This is a genomic window from Stenotrophomonas sp. ATCM1_4 (assembly GCF_004348115.1).
GTDB lineage: Bacteria > Pseudomonadota > Gammaproteobacteria > Xanthomonadales > Xanthomonadaceae > Stenotrophomonas > Stenotrophomonas capsici.
Genome location: NZ_QPFB01000001.1, coordinates 2,533,235 through 2,556,057 on the forward strand (window position 1 = coordinate 2,533,235; position 22,823 = coordinate 2,556,057).

20 protein-coding genes are annotated in these 22,823 nt (G+C 68.3%); 12 read left to right on the top strand and 8 right to left on the bottom strand.

What is annotated here, in order from left to right; genetic code table 11:
• Positions 1-58: 58 nt before the first annotated feature.
• Together ATCM_RS11600 and ATCM_RS11605 are read left to right on the top strand one after the other, a co-directional pair.
• Positions 59-1,057, top strand: a complete 999-nt coding sequence (locus tag ATCM_RS11600; protein ID WP_132864677.1) for a polyprenyl synthetase family protein — start codon at positions 59-61, stop codon at positions 1,055-1,057.
• Positions 1,058-1,060: 3 nt separating this feature from the next.
• The gene (locus ATCM_RS11605) at positions 1,061-1,306 is read left to right on the top strand and encodes a helix-hairpin-helix domain-containing protein (protein ID WP_132864678.1); all 246 of its coding nucleotides are present in this window, start codon (positions 1,061-1,063) and stop codon (positions 1,304-1,306) included.
• Positions 1,307-1,383: 77 nt separating this feature from the next.
• Here the strand turns inward: ATCM_RS11605 and ATCM_RS11610 are convergent, their stop codons facing one another.
• The 4 genes from ATCM_RS11610 to ATCM_RS11625 all read right to left on the bottom strand — a co-directional run bounded on the left by ATCM_RS11610 (position 1,384) and on the right by ATCM_RS11625 (position 7,810).
• The gene (locus ATCM_RS11610) at positions 1,384-2,181 is read right to left on the bottom strand and encodes a dienelactone hydrolase family protein (RefSeq protein ID WP_132864679.1); all 798 of its coding nucleotides are present in this window, start codon (positions 2,179-2,181) and stop codon (positions 1,384-1,386) included.
• A 188-nt stretch (positions 2,182-2,369) separates the two neighbouring features.
• Positions 2,370-3,776, bottom strand: coding sequence for a UDP-N-acetylmuramoyl-L-alanine--D-glutamate ligase (gene murD / locus ATCM_RS11615; protein WP_132864680.1), 1,407 nt, complete (start codon positions 3,774-3,776; stop codon positions 2,370-2,372).
• Complete coding sequence (gene murL / locus ATCM_RS11620; protein ID WP_132864681.1) at positions 3,757-5,139, bottom strand: UDP-N-acetyl-alpha-D-muramoyl-L-alanyl-L-glutamate epimerase; 1,383 nt, start codon at positions 5,137-5,139, stop codon at positions 3,757-3,759. The genes murD and murL overlap by 20 nt, the downstream gene beginning before the upstream one ends.
• A gap of 67 nt (positions 5,140-5,206) precedes the next feature.
• On the bottom strand, positions 5,207-7,810 hold the full coding sequence (locus tag ATCM_RS11625) for a bifunctional aspartate kinase/diaminopimelate decarboxylase (protein ID WP_132864682.1): 2,604 nt from the start codon (positions 7,808-7,810) through the stop codon (positions 5,207-5,209).
• 368 nt (positions 7,811-8,178) lie between these two features.
• On the opposite strand from ATCM_RS11625, the gene ATCM_RS11630 reads away from it, so the two are divergent.
• The 6 genes from ATCM_RS11630 to ATCM_RS11655 all read left to right on the top strand — a co-directional run bounded on the left by ATCM_RS11630 (position 8,179) and on the right by ATCM_RS11655 (position 12,847).
• A complete protein-coding gene (locus ATCM_RS11630; RefSeq protein WP_132864683.1) occupies positions 8,179-9,048 on the top strand; it encodes a PhzF family phenazine biosynthesis protein in 870 nt (289 codons plus the stop codon).
• A 34-nt stretch (positions 9,049-9,082) separates the two neighbouring features.
• Complete coding sequence (locus tag ATCM_RS11635) at positions 9,083-9,943, top strand: PhzF family phenazine biosynthesis protein (protein WP_132864684.1); 861 nt, start codon at positions 9,083-9,085, stop codon at positions 9,941-9,943.
• A 79-nt stretch (positions 9,944-10,022) separates the two neighbouring features.
• Positions 10,023-10,898: a PhzF family phenazine biosynthesis protein gene (locus tag ATCM_RS11640; RefSeq protein WP_132864685.1), complete on the top strand. Its 876-nt coding sequence runs from the start codon at positions 10,023-10,025 to the stop codon at positions 10,896-10,898.
• 41 nt (positions 10,899-10,939) lie between these two features.
• Positions 10,940-11,773, top strand: a complete 834-nt coding sequence (locus ATCM_RS11645) for an SGNH/GDSL hydrolase family protein (RefSeq protein WP_132864686.1) — start codon at positions 10,940-10,942, stop codon at positions 11,771-11,773.
• 60 nt (positions 11,774-11,833) lie between these two features.
• Positions 11,834-12,190, top strand: a complete 357-nt coding sequence (locus ATCM_RS11650) for a 5-carboxymethyl-2-hydroxymuconate Delta-isomerase (RefSeq protein ID WP_132864687.1) — start codon at positions 11,834-11,836, stop codon at positions 12,188-12,190.
• Between the two features lie 36 nt (positions 12,191-12,226).
• Entirely contained in the window at positions 12,227-12,847 is a 621-nt protein-coding gene (locus ATCM_RS11655; RefSeq protein WP_132864688.1) for an SMI1/KNR4 family protein, read from the top strand.
• Positions 12,848-12,862: 15 nt separating this feature from the next.
• Here the strand turns inward: ATCM_RS11655 and ATCM_RS11660 are convergent, their stop codons facing one another.
• On the bottom strand, positions 12,863-13,276 hold the full coding sequence (locus ATCM_RS11660; RefSeq protein ID WP_132864689.1) for a hypothetical protein: 414 nt from the start codon (positions 13,274-13,276) through the stop codon (positions 12,863-12,865).
• Positions 13,277-13,371: 95 nt separating this feature from the next.
• Here ATCM_RS11660 and ATCM_RS11665 point away from each other — a divergent pair, with 95 nt between their 5' ends.
• A complete protein-coding gene (locus tag ATCM_RS11665) occupies positions 13,372-13,734 on the top strand; it encodes a GFA family protein (RefSeq protein WP_192286451.1) in 363 nt (120 codons plus the stop codon).
• 250 nt (positions 13,735-13,984) lie between these two features.
• Here ATCM_RS11665 and ATCM_RS11670 read toward each other — a convergent pair whose 3' ends face one another.
• The 3 genes from ATCM_RS11670 to ATCM_RS11680 all read right to left on the bottom strand — a co-directional run bounded on the left by ATCM_RS11670 (position 13,985) and on the right by ATCM_RS11680 (position 19,043).
• Positions 13,985-16,330 carry a TonB-dependent receptor gene (locus ATCM_RS11670; protein ID WP_132864690.1) on the bottom strand — a complete coding sequence of 782 codons (2,346 nt, stop codon included), beginning with the start codon at positions 16,328-16,330 and terminating at the stop codon, positions 13,985-13,987.
• A gap of 220 nt (positions 16,331-16,550) precedes the next feature.
• Positions 16,551-17,552, bottom strand: coding sequence for a PHB depolymerase family esterase (locus ATCM_RS11675; RefSeq protein ID WP_132864691.1), 1,002 nt, complete (start codon positions 17,550-17,552; stop codon positions 16,551-16,553).
• 87 nt (positions 17,553-17,639) lie between these two features.
• Positions 17,640-19,043 carry a GntP family permease gene (locus tag ATCM_RS11680; RefSeq protein ID WP_132864692.1) on the bottom strand — a complete coding sequence of 468 codons (1,404 nt, stop codon included), beginning with the start codon at positions 19,041-19,043 and terminating at the stop codon, positions 17,640-17,642.
• A gap of 156 nt (positions 19,044-19,199) precedes the next feature.
• On the opposite strand from ATCM_RS11680, the gene ATCM_RS11685 reads away from it, so the two are divergent.
• Genes ATCM_RS11685 through ATCM_RS11695 form a run of 3 tightly spaced genes read left to right on the top strand, consistent with a single transcriptional unit; the run spans position 19,200 to position 22,763 of the window.
• Positions 19,200-21,398: a TonB-dependent receptor gene (locus ATCM_RS11685; protein ID WP_243694002.1), complete on the top strand. Its 2,199-nt coding sequence runs from the start codon at positions 19,200-19,202 to the stop codon at positions 21,396-21,398.
• 10 nt (positions 21,399-21,408) lie between these two features.
• A complete protein-coding gene (locus ATCM_RS11690) occupies positions 21,409-22,287 on the top strand; it encodes an alpha/beta hydrolase (protein WP_132864693.1) in 879 nt (292 codons plus the stop codon).
• Positions 22,284-22,763 (top strand): MaoC family dehydratase, encoded by a 480-nt coding sequence (locus ATCM_RS11695; protein WP_132864694.1) that lies wholly within the window; start codon positions 22,284-22,286, stop codon positions 22,761-22,763. The genes ATCM_RS11690 and ATCM_RS11695 overlap by 4 nt, the downstream gene beginning before the upstream one ends.
• Positions 22,764-22,823: the final 60 nt, after the last annotated feature.

Genomic DNA, 22,823 nt, shown 5'->3' on the forward strand with positions numbered 1-22,823 from the left:
TCCGGCCCCCCGGGGCGCACACCGCCTATAATCGCCGGGTACCCCCAGAAGCAACCGTATGAGCCTCGCCGAAGACCTCCGCCCCGCGCTGGGCCTGCCCGCCATCCAGACCCTTGCCGCGCCGGACATGGCCGAGGTCGATGCGCTGATCCGCCGCCGCCTGTCCTCGGACGTGGTGCTGATCAACCAGATCGCCGACCACATCATTTCCGCCGGCGGCAAGCGCCTGCGGCCGATGCTGGTGATGCTGGCCGGCCACGCGGTCGGCGGTGCCGGGCCGGAGCACCACCAGCTGGCGGCGATCATCGAGTTCATCCACACCTCGACCCTGCTGCACGATGACGTGGTCGACGAATCGGACCTGCGCCGGGGCCGCAGCACCGCCAACGCGCTGTGGGGCAACGCGCCGAGCGTGCTGGTCGGTGACTTCCTGTACTCGCGCAGCTTCCAGCTGATGGTCGAGCTGGACCGCATGCCGGTGATGCAGATCCTGGCCGACACCACCAACCGCATCGCCGAGGGCGAGGTGCTGCAGCTGCTGCACGTGCACAACCCGGACACCGACGAGGCGGCCTACCTGCGCGTGATCGAGCGCAAGACCGCCGTGCTGTTCGCCGCCGGTACCCGCCTGGGTGCGCTGGCCACCGGTGCCGACGAGGCGGTGCAGCAGAAGCTGTTCGACTACGGCATGCACCTGGGCTATGCGTTCCAGATCGCCGACGACGTGCTGGACTACTCGGCCAACGCCGACGAGCTGGGCAAGAACCTGGGCGACGACCTGGCCGAGGGCAAGGCCACGTTGCCCCTGATCCACGCCATGGCCCATTCGGACGAAACCACCCGCCAGCGCCTGCGCGAGATCGTGCAGAACGGCGATGCCACTGCCATGCCGGAAGTGCTGGCCGCCATCCATGCCACCGGCGGCCTGGACTACAGCCGCAAGCGTGCGATGGAATATGCCGACGCGGCCGAACAGGCGCTGGAAGGCCTGCCGGAAAGCGACGCCGTCGCCGCCCTGCGCGGCCTGGCCCGCTACGCCATCGAGCGCAGCCACTAAGCCATGGCGGTCGAAGGCTTCAGCGCCGAAGAGCGCGCCGTGCTGCTGGCGGTGAAGGGCGTGGGTGCCACCGTGGTGGCAAGGCTGGAGCAACTGGGCTTCCACTCGCTGGCACAGCTGGCCGACGCCGAGACGATGGACATCGTGACCCAGGCCTCGGCCATGCTGGGCAGCAGCTGCTGGCGCAACAGTCCGCAGGCCCGCGCGGCGATCAGCGGCGCCATCGACGCCGCCCGCAAAGCCCGGTAATCGCGTGACGCGCCAGAGCGGAGCCATGCATCCACTGATGCGTTGCCGGTAAGCCGAGCCTGGCCCGGCCCAAGCGGTCAATGCTCCAGGCGTTCTTCCAGGAAGTTGTCCATCATCTTCCATGCACGCTTGGCGGCGCGCGGGTCATACAGGCAGCCCGGCGGGCTGTTGGCATCGGATTCGGCGAAGCAATGCACCGCGCCGCTGAAGTTGACGAACTGCCAGTCCGCGCCGGCGCCGTCCATTTCCGTGCCGAACGCAGCGATGTCCTCGGCACTGACGCTCTGGTCGGCCGCGCCATTGAGCACCAGCATCGGCACCTTGCCACTGCCCGCAGCGGCCGGGCTCGGCGTGGACAAGCCGCCGTGCAGGCTCACCACGCCGGCCAGCGGCATGCCCGCGCGCGCCATCTCCAGCACCGTGGTACCGCCAAAGCAGAACCCCACCGCACCGATATGGGCGACATCCAGCGGTGCCTTGCCGGCCTGTGCTTTCAGCGCCGCCAGCGCGGCCTGGGCACGCGCACGCAGTTCGGCGCGGTTCTCGCGCAGCGGCTTGGAGGCCGCGGCGGCTTCATCGTTGTCCTTCGGGCGGACCTGCTTGCCGTAGACGTCGGCGACCAGCACCACGTAGTCGTCGCCGGCGATCTGCTCGGCCTTGGCGACGGCCGAGGCATTCACGCCCCGCCAGTTCGGCACCATCACCACGCCCGGGCGGCGCGCATCCCCGTCGTCGTCATAGACCAGCACCCCGCTGTAGGTGGCGCCGCCGTGCTGCCATTCGACCGGGCGCTGCTGCATTTTCGCCAAGGCCGGCATCGCCGCCGAAAGACTCAAGGCCAACGCTGCCAACTGCCACTTTCGTGCTGCTTGCATGGGAGTGCTCCGGGTTGGGTTGTGTCGCGGAGTCTACGGGCAAACGCGGCCCTCACCCCAACCCCTCTCCCGTGAACGGGAGAGGGGCCAGTACGCTACGAGCCGCAGCAATCCGAGCCCCTCTCCCGTTCACGGGAGAGGGGTTGGGGTGAGGGGGAAGCTTCTGGCCCAAGGAGCCAGCGCCCCGCTCAGCCCACGCCCAATCCGGGAATCGCGCTGATCAGGTCCGGATCAAACCCGGCCAGTTCAGCGAAATGACGACCACGCGCCACGTAGTCCTTGTAGGCACCAAAACTCGGTGCACCCGGCGACAGCAACACCACCCCGCCCTGCGTACCCAGTGCACCACGCGCCAGTTCCACCGCATGCGGCAGGTCGCCGCCGGCATGCAGGCCAAACCGGCCCTCATCGGCCAAGGGCTGCAGCAGGGCGTGGATGCGCGGACCATTGGCACCCATGGTCACGATCTCCACCGGCGCGTCGTCGCGCATGTGCGCGGCGAAGTCGTGCCAGTCCACGCCGCGGTCATGCCCACCCACCAGCAGCGCGATGCGTTGCCCGGCGAAGCAGTCCAGCGCCGCCAGCGAGGCATGCGGCGTGGTGCTGATCGAATCATTGACCCAACGCAACCCGTCGCGCTCGCCCAGCGTCTGCAGGCGATTGGGCAGCGGACGGAAGCCCTGCACCGCCGGGGCCAAGGCCACCGCATCCAGGCCCATCGCTTCCAGCGCGGCCAGCACCGCGCACAGGTTGCCGCGGTTATGACGCCCCGGCAGTGGCGTGTTCGAGGTATCGAACACTGGCTGCGCACCGCGATGCACCACCTCGCCCACCATGTGCCAACCCTCGGGTTGGTTGAACCACACGATCTGGCTATGCGGCAGCTGCAGCGCGCGCAGGTGTTCGTCGGCGGCGTTGAGCACCGCGACACGCGGATGCCCGCCAGTCACCAGCGACAGCTTGTCGTCGATGTAGCGCTGCTCGCTGCCGTGCCAATCCAGGTGTTCGGGAAAGAGGTTAAGCACGATCGCCACGTCCGGGCGCGCGCCGCTGCGCGCCACTTCGCCGGTCTGGTAACTGGACAGCTCCACCGCCCAGTAGTCCGGCGCCGGCTGCGGGTCCAGCACTTCCAGCAGCGGCAAGCCGATGTTGCCCACCAGGCCGGTGCGATGCCCCGCCGCGCGCAGCAGGTGCGCCAGCAGCGAGGTGGTGGTGCTCTTGCCCTTGGTGCCGGTCACGCACACCGTGTTGGGCAGGTTGCCGTCGGCATCGGCGTGTTCGCTGAACCACAGCGAGGTACCGCCGATGAACTGCGTGCCCTGCGCGCTGGCCTGCTGCGCCGCGGGTGTGTACGGGCTGATGCCCGGCGACTTGATCACCACCTCGAAGCGCGACAGTGCCGCGCCCGTGATGTCGGTTTCCACCTGCAGCGCGCCCGCGCTTTCGGCACGCGCCTGCTCGGCCTCGGCCGGCGGGCAGAACAGCGTCAGCGACAGCCGTGGCAGGCGCTGGCGCAGTACCGCGAACGCGGCACGGCCCTCACGCCCCCAACCCCACAGCGCGACGCGCTTGCCATCAAGCTGCGAAATTCGCACGCAGACGCTCCCACAACACTGCCGGGATGCGGTGCTCGCCGTCGATGACCAGCAACGGTTCGATCTTCAATTCTTCCGCCGACAGCGTCGGCTGGATCAGGTTGGCGAAGCGCTTCACCAACACGTCTTCCTTCCATTCCGGACGCGCGGCCAGGGTGGCCATCGCCGCGCGCGATTCCTTGCCCTCGCCCACGCATTCGAACGGCTTGTGGTCCTGGAACTCCAGCAGCGCGTCGTAGCCGCCGGCCTGCTCGCTGTCATCGAGCAGGTTGCGGCCGAAGATGCGCACCAGGCGCGTCTTGGGCATGAACGGGGCCAGCGCCAGGAACACGAAGTGGCACTTCGGGCACACGCCGCACCAGCGGTTCACCGGGCGCTCGCCGAGGATGTGGAAGTTGCGGTTGCAGCTGGAGAAATGTGCGTCGTAGAAATCGGTCCTGGCGAACTGGCGGGCCACCGCCAGTTCCGAGAGCGGTCGCAGCAACGAGTAGTACTGCAGGTCGGCGGCTACGTGCTGCTGCACGTACTCACCGAACGCCTTCTCGAAGGCCCAGCCCTTGGACCACTGGTGGTTGACCTCGCCGGTGCCGGCGATCTGGCTGCCGTAGCTGGCCGAACGCTCGTTGGAGAACACCACCTGGTCCACGCCCTGTACCAGCGCGGCCAGCACCATGATCGCCGAGTTCACCGCGGTGACCGGGATATGCCCGTTCCACGCGCCCTGGCGATTGAGCTCGAACAGCTCCGGGGCCAGCGTGCGGCCGATGTTGAGCATCGGCAGGCCGGTGCGTTCGGCACAGGCGCGGATCAGCTGCGAGCCACCGATCCAGGTGACGGTCTCGGCCACGCCGGCAGTGCGCAGGGCTTCGATGCTGACCAGCGAATCCTTGCCGCCGCCAATGGCGACCAGGGCGTGGTGGGTGAGGTTGAGATCAGGGGCTTTGCTGCCCTCTCCCCAACCCCTCTCCCGCAGGGAGAGGGGCTCATTCACTGGCAGCTTGAACCTGCCGCGCAGGTTCAGGCCATTGCGGTAGGCGAACTCCCCCAGGCCGTTGAGGTAGACGGTTTCCACCAGGGCGGCGGTGTCGGCATCGATGGCATAGCTGTTGATGCTGACCTGCGCGGGTACGCCAGCCTTGTAGTAACTCACGCCGGCGATCAGGTGCAGCAGCTGCAAGGCACGCTGCACGGCTGCGGCGCGTTCGCCCTCCAGCTGGAACGGCGCACCCGGCACGGTGACGGTCTCGGTCATCTCCGGGCCGTCGTCGAAGGCGTAGACCAGCCGCGCCACGCCGGTGTCCGCGGCGAAATCGCAGCGGACGAAGCGGAAACGGGAAACCTGGTGTTTATCAAAAGCTGTCATGGCGTATCCGAATCAAACGAACCGTTTTCGCGCGGGCGCGCGGCGGGACGACAAAAAAAGGTGGGCGTCAGGCATTGACCACGCCTTCGCGCGGCAGGGCGCGCTGGTTGTAGGTACTGGCCATGCTGAAACCGTAGGCACCGGCATCGGCGATCAGCATCACGTCCCCCGGCGCGGTGGCGCCGGGCAGCTTCACCCGTTGCGCGAACACGTCGCTGGATTCGCAGATCGGGCCGACCACGCTGAAATCAACATCACGCGCATCGTCCAGCCGCGACAGGTTGGCGATGTCGTGCCAGGCGTCGTACAGCGCCGGGCGCAGCAGGGCGTTCATGCCGGCATCCAGGCCGACGCGGCGCACGCCGTCCTTCTCCACCACCTGCGAGGCATGGGTGAGCAGTACGCCGGACTCGGCCACCATGAAGCGGCCGGGCTCGACCGCCAGCTGGAACGCCGGGTGCACCGCCTTGATCGCGGCCAGGCCGGCGGCCCAGGCGTCCAGGTCGAACGGCTCGTCATCGTCGCTGTACGGCACCGGCAGGCCACCGCCGATGTCCAGGATCTCCACGCTGCCGATGCGGCGCGCGAAACCGGCCATTTCATCGACCATCTGCTGCCAGTGGCCGGCGTTCTCGATGCCGCTGCCCAGGTGCGCGTGCACGCCGGTGATGCGGATATCCAGCGCGCGCGCGGCGGCGATGAACTCGTCCACGCGCAGCGCCGACAGGCCGAACTTGGAGTCCTTGCCGCCGGTGTTGACCTTCTTGTGGTGGCCGTCGCCATGGCCCAGGTCGATGCGCACCCACAGCTTGCGGCCGCGGAACACCTCCGGCCAGTGCTGCAGCAGCTCGACGTTGTCGATGGTGACATTGACGCCGCGCGCCAGCACCGCGGCGTACTCGCCGATCGGCGCGAAGCTCGGGGTGAACAGCACGCGCTCCGGCGCCAGGTCCGGCACCGCCGCGAACACCAGCTCCACTTCCCCCTGCGACACGCATTCCAGGCCGAACCCTTCGGCGGCCAGGGTGCGCAGGATGTCCGGGTGCGAGTTGGCCTTGATCGCGTAGAAACGGCGGTCGATGGCGCTGATGGCGTTCAACTGGCGGGCGCGTTCGCGCACCTTGTCCAGGTCGTAGATGTAGGCCGGCGTGCCCTGTGCGGCCAGCTCCAGCAGCTTCTGGCGCTGCTGCGGCGCCTGCCACCACGGCGTCTGCCGGGGGCGGATGGTGCCGATGATCTCGCGCCAGCGCGGACCGAACACCTGCTCTTCGTAGACCGGCATCGCGCCGCTGCCGATCAGCTCGTCGTGCAGGATCGGCAGCAACCCGTCGGCGTCGGCCTCATCGATGACGAAGGTCAGGTTCAGGTCGTTGGACGACTGCGAGATCATGTGCACGCGCTCCTTGCCGAACGTGGCCCACACGTCGGAGAGCTTGTACAGCAGCGAGCGCATGCCACGGCCGACCAGGGTGATGGCCGCGCACGGCACGATCACCTTGACCTTGCAGATCTCCGACAGGTCGGCCGACAACGCGGCCAGCACGTCGGTGTTGACCAGGTTCTCGGACGGGTCCAGCGACACGGTCACGTTGGTCTCGGCCGAACCGATCAGGTCCACCGACAGGCCGTGCTTCTTGAACAGGTTGAACACGTCGGACAGGAAGCCGACCTGCTGCCACATGCCGATGCCTTCCATCGACACCAGCACGATGCCGTTGCGGCGGCTGATCGCCTTCACCCCCGGCACCGGCTCGGCGTTGCCGTCGATGCTGGTGCCCGGCATGTGCGGGCGCTCGGTGTCGAGGATGGCCATCGGCACGCCGGCGTCACGGCACGGCTTGATCGAGCGCGGGTGCAGCACCTTGGCACCGGTGGTGGCGATTTCCTGCGCCTCGTAATAGTCCAGCCGGGTCAGCAGGCGAGCGTCGGGCACGTCCTTCGGGTTGGCGCTGAACATGCCCGGCACGTCGGTCCAGATTTCCACGCGGCTGGCACCGAGCAGCGCGCCGAAGTACGCGGCCGAGGTATCCGAGCCACCACGGCCCAGGATGGCGGTGCCACCGTCGCCGTGGCGCGAGATGAAGCCCTGGGTGATCAGCATGCGCGTGGGCTGCGCGGAGAAACGCGGCTTGAAGTCGGCATCACCCTGCCACTGGCAGTTCACCGACAGGCGCTGCGACCAGGCGGTCTGGTTTGGTGCCGACGGCTGCGCGTGCAGCCATTCGCGGGCATCCATCCAGCCGAAGTCCAGGCCATTGCTGCGCAGGTAGGCCGCACCGACGGTGGAGGACAGCAGTTCGCCCTGGCCCAGCACCTCGGCCTGCCAGTCCAGCGGACGGGCGGCGGCGCGCGGGTCATCCACCAGTGCCTGCAGCGCGGCCAGCCGTTCGGCCAGCACCTCGCTGCCCAGCTCCAGCTCGGCGAGGAAATCGTTGTGGCGCTGGACCAGCGCGGCCACCCGTTCACGGCTGTCTGCCGCGCCGTCGGCGATGGCGGTCAGTTCATTGGTGACGCCGGACAACGCCGACACCACCACCAGAACACGCCCACCGGTCTCGTCCGCACGTTTTTTCGCCAGTTCCCCGATCGTGTTCCAACGATGCCGACGGGACACCGAGGTGCCACCGAACTTGAGGACGATCCAGCGATCAGCGATTGGGGAAGCGGACATTGGCTTTGGAGGTTCACAGTGGGAGAAAGACCCGGCAATGCGGGCGGAACCCCCGATTCTATGCCAAGGCCCATGGGGCCGGACCGCTGATTTCGGGAGATACCATTCCAGCCCGCCCCCTCCCGGGGCGAAGAAAGTAGCACTTGCAACGATCCGGGTCATCCACCTGAACAGCCACCCCGTAGGAGCGCCCTCGGGCGCGAAGCCGATGGATTCCCCGGTTGCGCGATTCGGGACACCGATGCCTGGCCAGCTTCGCGGCCGAGGCCGCTCCCACCCGTGCTGCGACATTTGGTGGTGCGACATTTGGTGGTGCGACATTTGCGTGCGGCTTGCCTAAGCTGGCCTGCCCTGTTCCCCACACCGCAATGACCGTTCGCCGCTATCTGCAGTTGGATGTGTTCTCCGCCCGGCCCGGCGCCGGCAACCCGTTGGGCGTCGTCCTCGACAGCGATGGGTTGGACAGCCAGGACATGCAGGCCATCGCGGCCTGGCTGAACCTGTCCGAGACGGTCTTCCTGCTGCCCTCGGATGACGAGGCCAGTTACCGCGTCCGCATCTTCACCCCATGCTGCGAGCTGCCGTTCGCCGGCCACCCCAGCGTGGGGGCGGCATGGGCAGCGCTGGCCTGCGGGCGGGTGCGCCCGCACAACGGCCTGCTGGTCCAGCAATGCGCCGCCGGCCGGCTGCCGGTGCGGGTGTCCGGCCCGCCGCAGGCACCGCTGATCGAACTGGCCAGCCCGCCACCGCGGCGGCTTCCGGATCCCCCCGGGGCGGTCCCCGCGCAACTGCGTGCACTGGCCGCCGCCGGCCAGTTACCGGAGCTGTGGGACAACGGCCCGCGCTGGTGGCTGCTGCCGGCGCGCGACGCCGCCAGCCTGCGTGCGCTGGTCGCGGACATGGCCGCGCTGCGCGACTGGAGCATCGCCACCGCTGCCACCGGCGTGGCCCTGTTCGCCCCCGAGCCCTGCCCGACGCATGCGCTGGTGGTGCGCGCGTTCTGCCCTGCCGATGCGCCTGACGTCCCCGAGGATCCGGTCACCGGAAGCGCCAACGCACTGATCGCGGCGTGGTTGCGGGAGCGCGCCCAACTGCCGGGCACCGATGGCTGCTATGTCGCCAGCCAGGGCCGCGAAGTCGGCCGCGACGGCCAGGTGCAGCTCCGCGTGGAGGCGCAGGGCGATATCTGGATCGGCGGCCAGGTCCAGCGGGTGATCCAGGCAAACCTGCACTGGTAAGCTGCCCGGCCCCCTTCCTGGAGTGTCCCCCGCGATGGCCGTACGCCGTTATCTGCAGCTGGATGTGTTTTCCGCCCGTCCCGGCGCCGGCAACGCGTTGGGCGTGATCGTCGACAGCGACGGCCTGGACAGCCAAGGCATGCAGGCCATCGCCGCCTGGCTGAACCTCTCCGAGACCATCTTCTTCCTGCCGCCGGACGAGGGCGCCAGTTACCACATCCGCATCTTCACCCCGAAGGGCGAGTTGCCCTTCGCCGGCCACCCCAGCGTGGGCGCGGCGTGGGCGGCGGTCGAACTGGGCCTGGCCACGCCGGACGAGGACGGCCGGCTGGTGCAGCAATGCGCCGCCGGGATGCTGCCGGTCCACGTGCAGGGCGGGCGCTGGTTCCGCCAGATCAAGGTCCGCAGCCCGCAGGCCGAGCGCCGCGAGCAGCCCGTCCCGGTCCTGCCCGATGGCCTGGCCACCCTGGCCCATCCTGGCCAGAGCCCGGTGCTGTGGAACAACGGGCCGGACTGGTGGCTGCTGCAAGCCTCCAGCGAGGCCGCGTTGCGTCGCTACACGCCCGAGCTCGCGGCCATCGCCGCCCTGCCCGGGCGCGGCAAGCTGGCCGTGTTTGCCCCGGCCGACCGCCCGGACGTGGGCTACCAGTACGTCGTGCGCGCCTTCGCGCCCGGCGTGGGCGTCAATGAGGACCCGGTGACCGGCAGCGCCAACGCGCTGGTCGCCGCGCACCTGCTCGCGCAGGGCCGGATCAAGCCCGGCGACCAGTACCTGGCCAGCCAGGGACGCGAACTGGGCCGTAACGGCGAAGTGCGGGTGCAGGTGGATATCGATTCCCAGATCTGGATCGGCGGTGAGGTGCAGCCGGTGATCTCCGGCCAGATCGAGTGGTGATGTCGTCCCCTCTCCCCCACCCCGCTCCCGCCACGCGGGAGAGGGGCTGTCTACCGCATTGCTACTCCACGGATTGCCCATGACCACCCGTCGCTTCCTGCAACTTGATGTCTTCGCACCCCGTCCCGGCACCGGCAACCCGCTGGCGGTCGTGCTCGACGCCGACGGCCTGGACGATGCCGCCATGCAGGCCATCGCCCGCTGGACCCGCTTGCCCGAGACCACCTTCATCAGCGCGCCGACCGTTCCCGGCGCCAGTTACCGCATCCGCATGTTCGCGCCGCAGAAGGAAGTGCCGTTCGCCGGCCACCCCAGCGTCGGCAGCGCGCATGCGGTGCTGGAAGCCGGGCTGGCCACGCCGGTCGATGGCCAGCTGATCCAGGACGGCATCGCCGGCCCGTTGCCGCTGCGCATCCACACGCAGGACGGCGTGCGCACCATCGCCATCCGCACCCCGCGTGCCTCGGTGGCCGAAGTGGTCACCGCCGATGACGCGCGCCTGCAGCCGGCGATCCATGGCTGGCCGCTGGGCGAACTGCCGCCGGCGCTGATGGAGGGCGGCCGCCGCTGGTGGGTGGTCGAGGTGGCTGACGAAGCCAGCCTGCGCGGCCTTGCACCGGACTGGGAGGCGATCGCCACGCTGGCCGAAGCCACCGGCGCGATGGGCGTATTCGCCTACGCCCGCAGCAGTGGCGAGGGCTACCAGCTGGTCGTGCGCGCCTTCGTCGGCAACGGTCGACGTTTCGAGGATGCCGCCTCCGGCGCGGCCAACGCCGTGCTCGCGGCATGGCTGGACGAGCGCGGCGCCCTGCCCGGCAGCGGCAAGCGCTACACCGTCAGCCAGGGGCGCGAGGTCGGCCACGACGCATTGCTGGAGCTGAGCATCGACGACCACGGCGAGGTCTGGTCCGGTGGCCAGGTGCAGACCGTCATCCAGGGAACCATCGACTGGTAAGCCAGGTCACAGCGGCCTGGTCTCCTGAAGGGAAGCACGCAATGCGCAGATGGATCCTGTTGGCCGCGCTCTGGTTGTCCGCCGTCACCCCGGCCTGCGCCGTGCAGCCCGCGCCGCCCCAGCGCATCCTGTTCGTGGGCAACAGCCTCACCTACTACGGCAACCTGCCGGCGACCTTCGCCGCGCTGGCCCAGGCCAACGGCCATGCGGTCGAGGCCGAGATGATCCTTGAGGGCGGCGCCACGCTCAGCGAGCGGCTGGCCGATGGCAGCGTGCAGACAGCGCTGGCCGGACGACGACCGCAGGTGCTGGTGCTGCAGGAACGCGGCGGCGACCTGCTCTGCCTGGGCGGGCGGCAACGGTGCGAGCAGTCGCAGCATGCGCTGCAGGGACTGGCCGAGGCCGCCCGCGCCGTGCAGGCGCGCGTGCTGGTGCTGGGCACCTACCAGGCCAATGCGCAGGCCTCGGCCGCGCTGGTGGAAAAGGAAGCCGCGGCCGCGCGCCAGGCCGGTGCGGAATACGTCGAGATCTCGCAGACCCTGGCCGACCTCTCGCGGCACCAGCCGGACCTGCCCTGGTATGCGGAAGACGGCATGCACCCCGGCCCGGCATTGACCCTGCTCGATGCAATCAAGCTCCATCACGCCCTGTACGGCATGCCGGAGGCACGCACGCTGGAGATCGACGCCCCCCGCTATGGGGCCAACAGCGGGCTGCAGGCAGTGCTGCGCCGCGCCGATGCCGCCGCGCCCAACGCCGGCACGCCGCCGCATATCCACTACGAACATGCCCAGGTCGAGCGTCTTGTCCGTGCACTGGATCACGCGACGCGCGCCACCGCCCCTGCACCGGCAACGCCGTCATCGGCGCATTGATCCGGCCGCCGCAGGCGATACTGCGGGCCTTCCTTCCACGCCGCCCCGTCCAGGTCCTGAATGCCACATCTCACCCTTGAATACAGCGACAACCTCGGCACCGCGATCAGCCCGGTCGTGCTGCGCGGCTTGAACCACGCCCTGGTCGCCACCGGCCATTTCGACGAGGCCGACATCAAGACCCGTGCGCTGGCGTTCGACTGCGTGGCCATTGGCACCGACGACGCGCCCCGCGCCTTCCTGGCGGCAACGCTGTCCCTGCTCTCGGGGCGCTCGCTGCAGGTTCGTCAGGAGATCGCCCAGGCCTTGCTGACAGCGCTGGAAGCGGCCGTGCCGGCCAATGGCAATGCCCTGCAGACCAGCGTGCAACTGGTCGAGATCGAACGCGACAGCTACGCCAAGTCCCACCGCGCCTGAGCCACCGGCGCCCTATCCACACCGCCAAGGACAGCCATGACCACCCTCCAGGCCCTGCACCACGCCATCGACGCGCACAACGGTACGTTCCTGTGTGAAGCACTGGACGATGCCAACATCACCCGCACCATCGACTTCCGCCATCGGCTGGCCCCGGCGCAAGGCATCGAAGGCGTCCCTGACCTGGCGGGCCTGCGTGACTTCTACCGGCAGTTCGGCGGTGTGTTGTTCTACGGCGACGAGGACAGTGGTGAAGCCGCCGTGCGGCTCGCCGCGCCGTCGGAGTGGGCGCTGCTGCGTTCCGGGTTCGATGGCTGGACCGAGGACATGGCCGAGGACGAACGCGAGGAGTACCTGCCGGAATGGGCCGATGATGCGCTGGTGGTCGGCGAGGAACCCCGCACCGGCAACTACCTGCTGATACCCACCCACGGCGCCGATGCCGGGAAGGTCTTCCTGTTCGACCATGATGGGTTCGAGTTCACCGAACAGGCCCCGGACCTGCTGGGCTACGCCTGGAAGCAGCTCGACCCGGATGACAGCGCCCTGCTGGCGATGGCCACCCACCTGCGTTTCATCAGCGATGCCACGCCGCACCAGTGGTGGATACGCGAGCTGCGCGACAACCGCGGCAACCTCGCGCGCACCCACGAGTGAGCCACGCCTGACGGACTAGGCCGGTCGTCGTCCCAAGCGATAGCCCAGCCATGCGAATGGCAGGTAGGCCAGCACCACGTCCAGCGCCTCGAACCAGCGTGGCGCCGGCAGCATGAAGCAACTGGCGATGCCACCGGCCAGGAACAGCACGCCGATCACGGCCGCCGGCACCCGGCTCACGCGGCCGGCGATCCAGGTGGCCAACAGCGCGCCGGCGAACGTGCCCAGTGCGTGGGCCAGGAAAGGAAAGACGAAATGGGCCGGCCCCAGCAGCGGCATCGCCGCCGCCAGCCCTTTGCTGGTGGTGGTATCCACGCCCGCCGGCGCCGGTACCACCCGTGCGCCCAACAGGATCAGCCCCATGTTCACCGCGCTGCCGACGACCAACCCCACCACCACGGCCAGCAGCCCTTTCAGGAATGCGCGCATCGCCCCTCTCCCATGACGCCCGATGATGCGCCAGTATGGTCCGCCCCGCGCGGCCAGGCACCTAGGCGCGCAGCATGACCCAAACGGAGCCCCGCATGCCCCACCGCCCCCTGCAGACCTACCGCGGCAGCTGCCACTGCGGCGCGGTCAGCTTCCGCATCCAGACCGACTTCCCCGAGCTGACCACCTGCGACTGCTCCATCTGCCGGCGCCGCAACGCGCTGATGGTCAAGGTGCACGAATCCGCGTTCGAACTGCTGTCCGGGCAGGAGCAACTGGTCGAGTACCAGTTCCATACCCGCACCGCGCACCATTACTTCTGCGCCACCTGCGGCATCTACCCGTTCCACCGCAAGCGTGTAACGCCGGATTTCTACGGCATCAACGTGTTCTGCCTGGAGGACTTCGACCCGACCGGCATCCCGGTGCGCGCCACCGTCGGAGCCGGCATGGCGTAAACCAAACGGCGTTCGCAGGGCTTGGTTTGCTTTTGGCTTTGGCGGTTCCCTTCTCCCGTTGGCGGGAGAAGGTGCCTGCAAGGCGGATGAGGGGCTGCGCGCAGCGTGCTTCCCGCACCGTCCAGGTGCGATACCTCCGCACAGGGCCCTCACCCCAACCCCTCTCCCGCACCCGGGAGAGGGGCTTAAGCAGGCAGAATCCGGAACTGGCGCAGAGGAGCGCGAGTCGCCATCAGGCCCCGTTGAACACTTATCGCCAGTTGTAGTTGAACGAGACGCCGATGATGCGCGGTTCGTTGTACACCGCGGCCATGTAGTTCTCGATCACGCCCTTGAGGTTCTTCTCGTTGGTGATGTTGCGCGCGAACGCCGCCACTTCCCAGGCACCGTAGCCGCCGGTGTAGCCCACCCGCAGGCCGCCTTCGAAGTTGCCCTTGGAATGGAACTCGTCGCTGCTGTACAGCACGAACTGGGTCTGCCCCTGCTTGTTCCAGTCGGTGGCGAAGAACAATGCACCGTCATCCCCCATCGGGACGTCGTAGCGGGCGGCCAGATTGAGGTTGTACCTGGGGGCGTTTGGCAGCGGGTTGCCGTCGATCTGCGCGTAGACATTGCTGCCGATCTTGATGGTCGGGTCGTTGACCGTGCACACCACCACGCCGTTGAGCGCGCAGACCTGCGCATACACGCGCTTGTCCTGGATCTTGCTGTGCAGCAGGCTCAGGCCGGCGGTCAGGGACAGGTTCGGGATCGGGCGCCAGTCCAGGTCGGCCTCCAGGCCGTAGGCCCGGGCCTTGTCGGCGTTGAACAACACGCCGTTGCCGTTGGAGTCGTTGCCGTTGAGCTGGATGTCATCCACCGCATACGTGAAGCCACTGACGTTCAGGCGCAGGCGGTTGTCGAACAGGCTGCTCTTGATGCCGGCTTCCCAGGACAGGATGGTTTCCGAATCGGCGGTGGTGAAATCGGCGTTGAACACCGCCGAGCGGCCCTGGATGGTCGGGCCACGGAAGCCACGTGCCACGCGGGCGTACACGCTCAGTTCGGCGCTGACCTCATACATCGCGCTCAGGTCCCAGCTGGGCTGAGTATCGGACATCGCCACATCGCGACGCCCCTTGTAGGTCACCGCCCCGGCGGCGGTGTCGGCGGTCTTGAGCAGGCGCGTGCGCTTCTCGTCCTTGGTGGCGCGGATGCCGGCGGTCAGGGTCAGCGCGTCGGTCGCCTTCCAGCTCACCTGGCCAAAGCCGGCCCAGGAGGTGTTGGTGTTGCGCAGGCGCACCCAGTTGTTCGGGTTGTGCGCGGCCGTCTGCAGGAACCAGGCGCGCTGGTAGAAATCGGTGGTGTCGCGGCCATCGAAGTAGAACCCGCCCACCTGCCATGACCACGGGTCGGTGCGGTTGGAAGCCAGGCGCACTTCCTGGGTGAACTGGTCCAGGTCGCGCACCTGTCCCATCGACTGGCCGTACCCGTTGGGCACGCCACCGACCGGGTAGTCCGCCGCGGCGCCGCCGTCGGTATCACCGCGGCTGTAGCCGGAGGTGGTTTCGTAGGCGCTGATCGACGTCAGCGTGGTGGTACCGAAGTCATAGGTCGCCTTGATCGAGCCGCCGTGGGTCTTGTAGGCCTGCGGGTTGTCGCCGGCTTCGTCGTAGGCCACCTTGTCACGCGCCACGTCCACGCGGTTGCTGCCCTTGGTCAGCGCATTGCGCAGGAACAGGGTCGAGGTGCCTTCATAGTCGCGGGTGTGCGCCGAGGCCAGCAGCGAGAACTGCTCGTTGGGCTGCAACAGCAGCTGCAGGCGCAGGTTGCGGTCGTCGTAGCCGCCCATCGCGTCCTTCTTCGGCGTCACCGTGCCATCCGCGCTCGGGCCGTCGTAGGTGTTGTCGACCCAGTCGTCGCGGTGCTGGTACAGCGTGGAGACACGGTAGGACAGCACGTCGTTGATCGCACCGCCCATGCCGCCGTCGATGGACACGGTGTTGTAGCTGCCGTAGCTGACGTTGACCCGGCCGCTGCCCTCCTGGCTCGGCTTGACCGTGTCGAACTTGACGATGCCGGCGGTGGTGTTGCGCCCGAACAGCGAGCCCTGCGGGCCGCGCAGCACTTCCACCTGGTCCACGTCATAGACGGGGTTGGACTTGAGCACCACGTGCTCCAGCACCACGTCGTCCTGGATGATCGACACCGGCTGCGAGGCCCCAAGGTAGAAGTCGATGTTGCCCAGGCCACGGATGTAGAAGCGCGGGAAGATGCGCCCGGTGGTGGTCTCGGCATAGAAGCTCGGCACCCGACCGGACAGTGCCAGCAGCGTGTCGTCGGCACCTTCGGTAAAGCTGCGCAGTGCTTCGCCCTGGACCACGCCGACCGAGACCGGGACGTCCTGCAGGTTCTGCTCGCGGCGCTCGGCGGTGACGGTGATGGTGTCCAGCGCGGTGGCCGCGCTGCGCTCGGCGCCTGGCGCGGCGTCCTGCGCCAGCGCGGACTGTGTGGCCAGCGGCAGGACCAGCAGAGCGCAAGCCTGCGCCAGCAGCGAGCGGCGCGGCAACGTGCGGATGGAACGATTGAAAACACGCGAAACAGGGTGAAGCTGCATGGAGTTGCCCTTGGTTGGCAGGTGATGAGTCCGTTCGGCCCGGGCCGCACCGATGGCGCGGCATGAAAGCGCGCAGATCATCACTGCACAACATTGCAGTTGCGTAACACGGTTGCCCGCGTACGCGCCGGCCGACGGCCCGCCGTCCCCCATGCACCGCCGCCACCCGGACCTGCATCAGGTCCGGGATGGCAGCAGGCAGATCACCAGGTGCCAGCGCTCAGCGCTGGTAGCCCTTGAGGAACAGCCAGGTGATCAGGGTTGCGTCCGGACCCTTCGGGTCGGTGAACGGCAACCCAGAGGTACTGCCACTCCAGGCATGCCCCATCCCGTGGATGACGTAGTGCTGGGCCAACAGTTGCCCGCCATAGGTGTAGTTGTAGACGGTGTAGGCACGCCCGCCCGGCACTTGTCCGGCAATCGTGCTGGTGGGCACGTACTTGACCGAGTCGTTGTCGATGCCGTCATCGGCCAGGTCATTGGTCTGCAGGAACTGGCGCACCGCCTGCTGGCCGTTCACCGGGTTGACCGTGGCATCGGCGCTGCCATGGAACACCAGCAGCGGGATCGGCCGTGGCGACGGCGAGCCCGAACACTCCCAGGCGCTGCGCCCGTTGCCGTCCGGGGAGTAGATGCTGCCGGCCAGCAGCGCGTAGGCGCTGCCGGAAACGGTGGTCGCGCCCTTGTACATGCCACCGGAGTGCACCGCGCCGGCGGCGAACACGTCCGAGTAGCAGGCCAGCATGATCGAGGTCATCGCACCGCCGGCGGAGATACCGGTGACGTAGACGCGCCGCGCATCCACGTTGTAGTCGCCTCTCACCGCATCCACGATCCCGGCCAGGATCGACGCTTCGCCGCTGCCGCGCGCCTGGTTGACCGGCAGTTGCCAGTTCCAGCAGCGTGCCGGGTTGGCGGTGACGTTCTGGCGCGGGTACACCGTGATGTAGCCCTCCACGTCGGCCACGTCGTTGAAGCCGGAAGCCTCGCCCATCAGGTTCGGCCCGTTGACGCAGCCGTGCAGCACCAGCAGCAACGGCCGGGGTTGCGCCGGGTCGTAGCCGGCCGGCACCCACACCTGGTATTCACGGGCACCGTAAAGATTGCCGTATACGCCGAAATCCCAATGCCCCGCCGCCTGCGCGTGCGCGGGGCCCGCGGCTGCAAACCATGCACACAGGGCCAGCAGGCCCGCCTTGATCATCTCGATGCCGGATTTCATAGCCAGATCCTCATGCGTGAGTCGTGGATGAAGTCGTGCCGAAGTCACCACGGGAGAAGCACGCCCGCGGGTGTTGCCCTGCCGCCGTCACACCCAACCGGTGGCGTAATGGATGCCGATCACCACGAACACCGCGACCGTCTTGATGATCGTCACCGCGAAGATGTCCTTGTAGGCCTGCCGATGGGTCAGCCCGGTCACCATCAGCAGGGTGATCACCGCACCGTTGTGCGGCAGGCTGTCCATGCCGCCGGAGGCCATCGAGGCGACCCGGTGCAGCACTTCCATGGGGATGCCGGCCGCCTGCGCGTTGGCGACGAAGGTCTCCGACATCGCCGCCAGCGCGATGCTCATGCCGCCGGAGGCCGATCCGGTCACGCCGGCCAGCCCGGTGACGGTGACCGCTTCGTGCAGCAGCGGGTCCTTGATCGCCCCCAATACGTTGGCCACCACCATGAAACCCGGCAATGCGGCTATCACCGCGCCGAAGCCGTACTCCGAGGCGGTGTTCATCGCCGCCAGCAACGCACCACCGATGGCGGCCTTGGTGCCTTCGGCGAACTGGGTGACCACCGGCCGCCAGGCCAGCACCAGCACCGTGGCGATGCCGACCAGCAATGCGCCTTCCACCGCCCAGATCGCGGCGATCTTCGGCACCTCCTGCACCACCGGTGCGGCCTTGCCGAGTACCGCGGGCACGAAGCTGTGCTCGGCCCCGTACCAGTGCGGGATTCCCAGCGTCAGCAGCTTGTTGGACACGAACACCAGCACCAGCGGCAGCACCGCCACCCCGGCGTTGGCCAGCGTGGTGCCGGCGAACGGCGCCGGCTCGTTGACCAGCGTCGCCGGGTCGCCATATCCCTCGCCATGACGCGCGGCCACGCGGCGGCGCCATTCCAGGTAGGCCATGCCGACGCCGAGCACGAAGAGGCTGCCGAGGATGCCCAGCACCGGCGCGGCCCAGGTATCGGTGCCGAAGAACGTGGTCGGGATGATGTTCTGGATCTGCGGCGTGCCCGGCAACGCATCCATCGTGAAGCTGAAGCCGCCCACCGCCAACGTGGCCGGGATCAACCGCTTGGGGATGTCGCTCTGCCGGAACATCTCCGCGGCGAACGGGTACACCGCGAACACCACCACGAACAGGGACACGCCACCGTAGGTCAGCAGCCCGGACACCAGCACGATCGAGAGCATCGCCCGTTGCGGCCCGAACAGGCCGATCGCCGCCTGCACGATCGACTTGGAGAACCCGGACAGCTCGATCAGCTTGCCGAACACCGCCCCGAGCAGGAACACCGGGAAGTACAGCTTCAGGAAGCCCACCATCTTGTCCATGAACAAGCCGGTGAACATCGGCGCCACCAGCGACGGGTCGGTCAGCAGCACCGCCCCCAGCGCGGCGATGGGCGCGAACAGGATGACGCTGTAGCCGCGGTAGGCCACCAGCATCAGGAAGCCCAGCGCGGCAAGCACGATCAGCAACGACATACGGCGCTCCCGGAAGAGGAGGCGCCAAGTATCCGGATCTGGCCGCCGCTGCCGACTGGACCTAGGTCCACTCGCTGGGCCGGGGGGTACGCCGCTAGCCTAGGCTCCACGGGTGGCAATGGGCCATCCGCAACGCACCTGCCTGGGGAGGACCGAATGAAGCGGAACTGTTTGAGCCTGATGATCGGCGCGCTGCTGGCCTCCGGGCCGGCACTGGCACAGGAGGCGCCGCAGGCCGCGCCGGCGGCGGACAGGGGCGCTTCGGCCACCAACCTGGACACCATCATGGTGACCGCGCGCAAGCGCGAGGAAACCCTGCAGGAAGTGCCGGTGGCGGTGACTGCGTTCACCTCCGAGGCGCTGGACAAGTTGAACGTGCAGGACATCGGCGACCTCGACGCCCAGGTGCCCAACCTGACCATCTACGCCGCGCGCGGCGCCAGCAGCACGGTCACCGCCTACATCCGCGGCGTCGGCCAGTCCGACCCCACCTGGGGCGCCGACCCGGGCGTGGGCATCTATCTGGATGACGTCTACATCGCCCGCCCGCAGGGCGCGCTGCTGGACGTGTTCGACGTTTCGCGCATCGAGGTGCTGCGTGGCCCGCAGGGCACGCTGTACGGCAAGAACACCATCGGCGGTGCGATCAAGTACGTTTCGCGTGGCCTGCCGACCACCACCGAGGGCTTTGCCCAGGTCACCGTGGGCAACTACAACCAGCGTGATGCCAAGGCCGCCATCGGTGGCCCGCTGGGCGGGCCGGACAGCGGCCTGCGTGGCCGCATCGCGGTGGCCAGCATGAACCGTGACGGCTTCGGCGAGAATACCTACAACGGCCAACCGGTCAGCGACAAGCAGGTCAACGCCGCGCGCCTGAACCTGGGTGCCTACGCCGGCGACGATTTCGACGTGCAGTTCGCGCTGGACTGGATCGACGACCAGTCCGGCATGCGCGGCTCCAAGATGCTCGCGCGCAACCCGTTCACCCCGGCCTACCCGCCGATGGACGACCGCTACGACATCCGTTCGGGCATGCCCAACGTCAACAGCGTGGAAACCAAGGGCGCCTCGGCGACGGTGAACTGGCGGCCCAACGAAGACTGGGCGCTCAAGTACGTGGTCGCCAAGCGCGAGTCCGACTCGCACTCCAACATCGACTTCGACACCACCCCGGTCAAGCTGGCCGATGTCGGCGGCTTCTACGAGGACAACCAGGTCAGCAACGAACTGCAGGCCAACTACGACGGCGGCGGGCGCGTGCGCGGCGTGGTCGGCCTGTACCAGTTCAGCGGCGAGGCCGGTGGCCAGATCCGCAACAACTTCTTCAACCTGCAGTTCGGCGACACCCGCGGCAAGGTACTCACCGACAGCGTCGCGCTGTACGCGGACTGGACGTTCGACCTGACCAGCAGGCTCAAGCTCGACGTCGGCGCGCGCTACACCGACGAGGACAAGCGCGCGATCGTGCTCAACCGCTTCTACGCCGATGCGACCTTCTCCCGGCCGATCGCGGTGGCCGCCGACTTCGACAAGACCACCAACTTCAAGAACGTCTCGCCGAAGGTGTCGCTGGACTACCAGATCACCCCGGACATCATGGTCTACGGCCTGGCCACGCGTGGCTTCAAGTCCGGCGGCTACAACATCCGCGCCAATGCCGTGGCGGTGCCGCGCTCGGCCGAACCGTTCGACGACGAGACCGTGGACAGCTACGAGATCGGCAGCAAGATGGCCTTCCTCGACCAGCGCCTGTTCCTGAACCTGTCGGCCTTCCACAACAAGTACAAGGACATCCAGCTGTCGGTGTTCACCGGCATCGACACCAACGGCGATGGCGTGAACGATGCCTTCTTCGGCGACTTCACCAACGCCGGCAAGGGCACGGTCAACGGCCTGGAGGTCGAGTATCAGTACCTGCCGACCCAGAACTGGCTGATCACCGGCAACCTGGCCTGGCTGGACACCAAGTACGACGAGTACATGGACCGTGGCGTCAACGTCGCCGACCAGATGAAGTTCACCAATGCACCCGAGTTCTCCGGCGCGGTGAACGTGGAGTACCGCACCGACCTGGCCAATGGCGGCAACCTGTCCGCGCGGGTGGGCTACAGCTACCAGAGCGAGGTCTGGCCGACCACCGACCTGAGCCCGGTGATCCGGCAGGATGGCTACGGCCTGGTCAATGCCGGCGTGATCTGGAAGCTCAACGATGCCTGGACGTTCTCCCTGCAAGGCACCAATCTTGCCGACAAGGAGTACCGCACCACCGGTTACAACATCCCGGCGGTGGGCACGCTGATCGGCTTCTACGGTCCGCCGCGCCAGTACAGCCTCAGCGTCCGCTACGACTTCTAGGAACCCCTGCATGACCCGGTCTTACGATGACCTGTACTGGAACAGCAGCGACGGTCTGCGCCTGCATGCACGTGACCACCAACCGGCCGCGGGGACATCCCCCCGCGGCACGGTGGTGTGCATTCCCGGGCTGACCCGCAACGGCGCCGACTTCGACGCGCTGGCCACGACGCTGTCCGCGCGCGGCTGGCGCGTGCTGGCAGTTGATCTGCGCGGCCGCGCGGGCTCGGCGCGCGCACCCGACCCGTCCAGCTACAACCCCCGCACCTACGCCGATGATCTGGTCGCGCTGCTGCGCGCGCAGGGCATCGACAGGAGCGTGTTCATCGGCACTTCGCTGGGCGTGCTGGTCACCATCACCCTGGCCACGCGCGCCCCCGGGCTGATCGCCGCCGCCGTGCTCAACGATGCCGGGCCGAAGGTGCCACGCCAGGCGCTGGCACGGATCGGCAAGTACGCCGGCAAGCACCTGCCGCCGATGGACCTGGCGCAGGCCGCCGCCTACGCCGAGTCGATCGGCAAGGCATCGTTCCCGCGCTTCGGCGCCGACGACTGGCGGGACATGGCCACGCGCATGTTCCGCCAGCGCGACGACGGGCTGCTGGAACTCGACTACGACCCGGCCGTCATCCGCACCACCCGGCCCTGGGTGTTGTGGTTGCTGCGGCCGCTGCTGTGGCGCGCGGTCCGCACGCTCACCGGCCAGGCACCGACCCTGATCGTGCGTGGCGCGCTTTCGGACATCCTTCCGCCCGACGTGGCACGGCAGATGGCCGCCACCTCGGCGAACGCCCGCTTGGTCGAAGTGCCCGAGGTCGGTCACGCCCCGACCCTGTCCGAGCCGGAAGCGCGCCAGGCCATCCTGGCCTTGCTGGAGCGCGTGGCATGAGCACCATCGACGACCACCTGCCGCCGGCAGTGGCGGCACTGCAGCGTTGGGCCGAAGCCGAGCGGTTGGGGACGGGCGTGCAGGTGGGGCAATCCCGCATCGACGCGTTCGCCGATGCCACCGGCGACCACAACTGGATCCATGTCGATCCGGCACGGGCGCAGGCCGAGCTGCCCGGCGGGCAGACCATCGCCCATGGTTTCCTGCTGCTCTCGCTCACCGTCCAGGACGACGTGGCCGCGCTGGCCGCGCTCCCCGGCATCACCCGGGTGCTCAACTACGGCTTGAACAAAGTACGCTTCCTGGCCCCGGTGCCCAGCGGCGCGGACGTGCGCGTGCGTTCGCGGCTGCTGTCGCTGCAATGCCGCCAGCCCGGGCAATGGCTGCTCACCCAGCACAAGACGGTGGAACTGCAACCGACCGGCGACGTGGCGCTGGTGGCCGAACAGCTCGCCCTGGTCCTCATCGACCCCTAGCCCGCCACGCCCTCGCCGCGGCCGCGCCACCGTGCCGACCGGCACCTGCCGGGTGGCCGG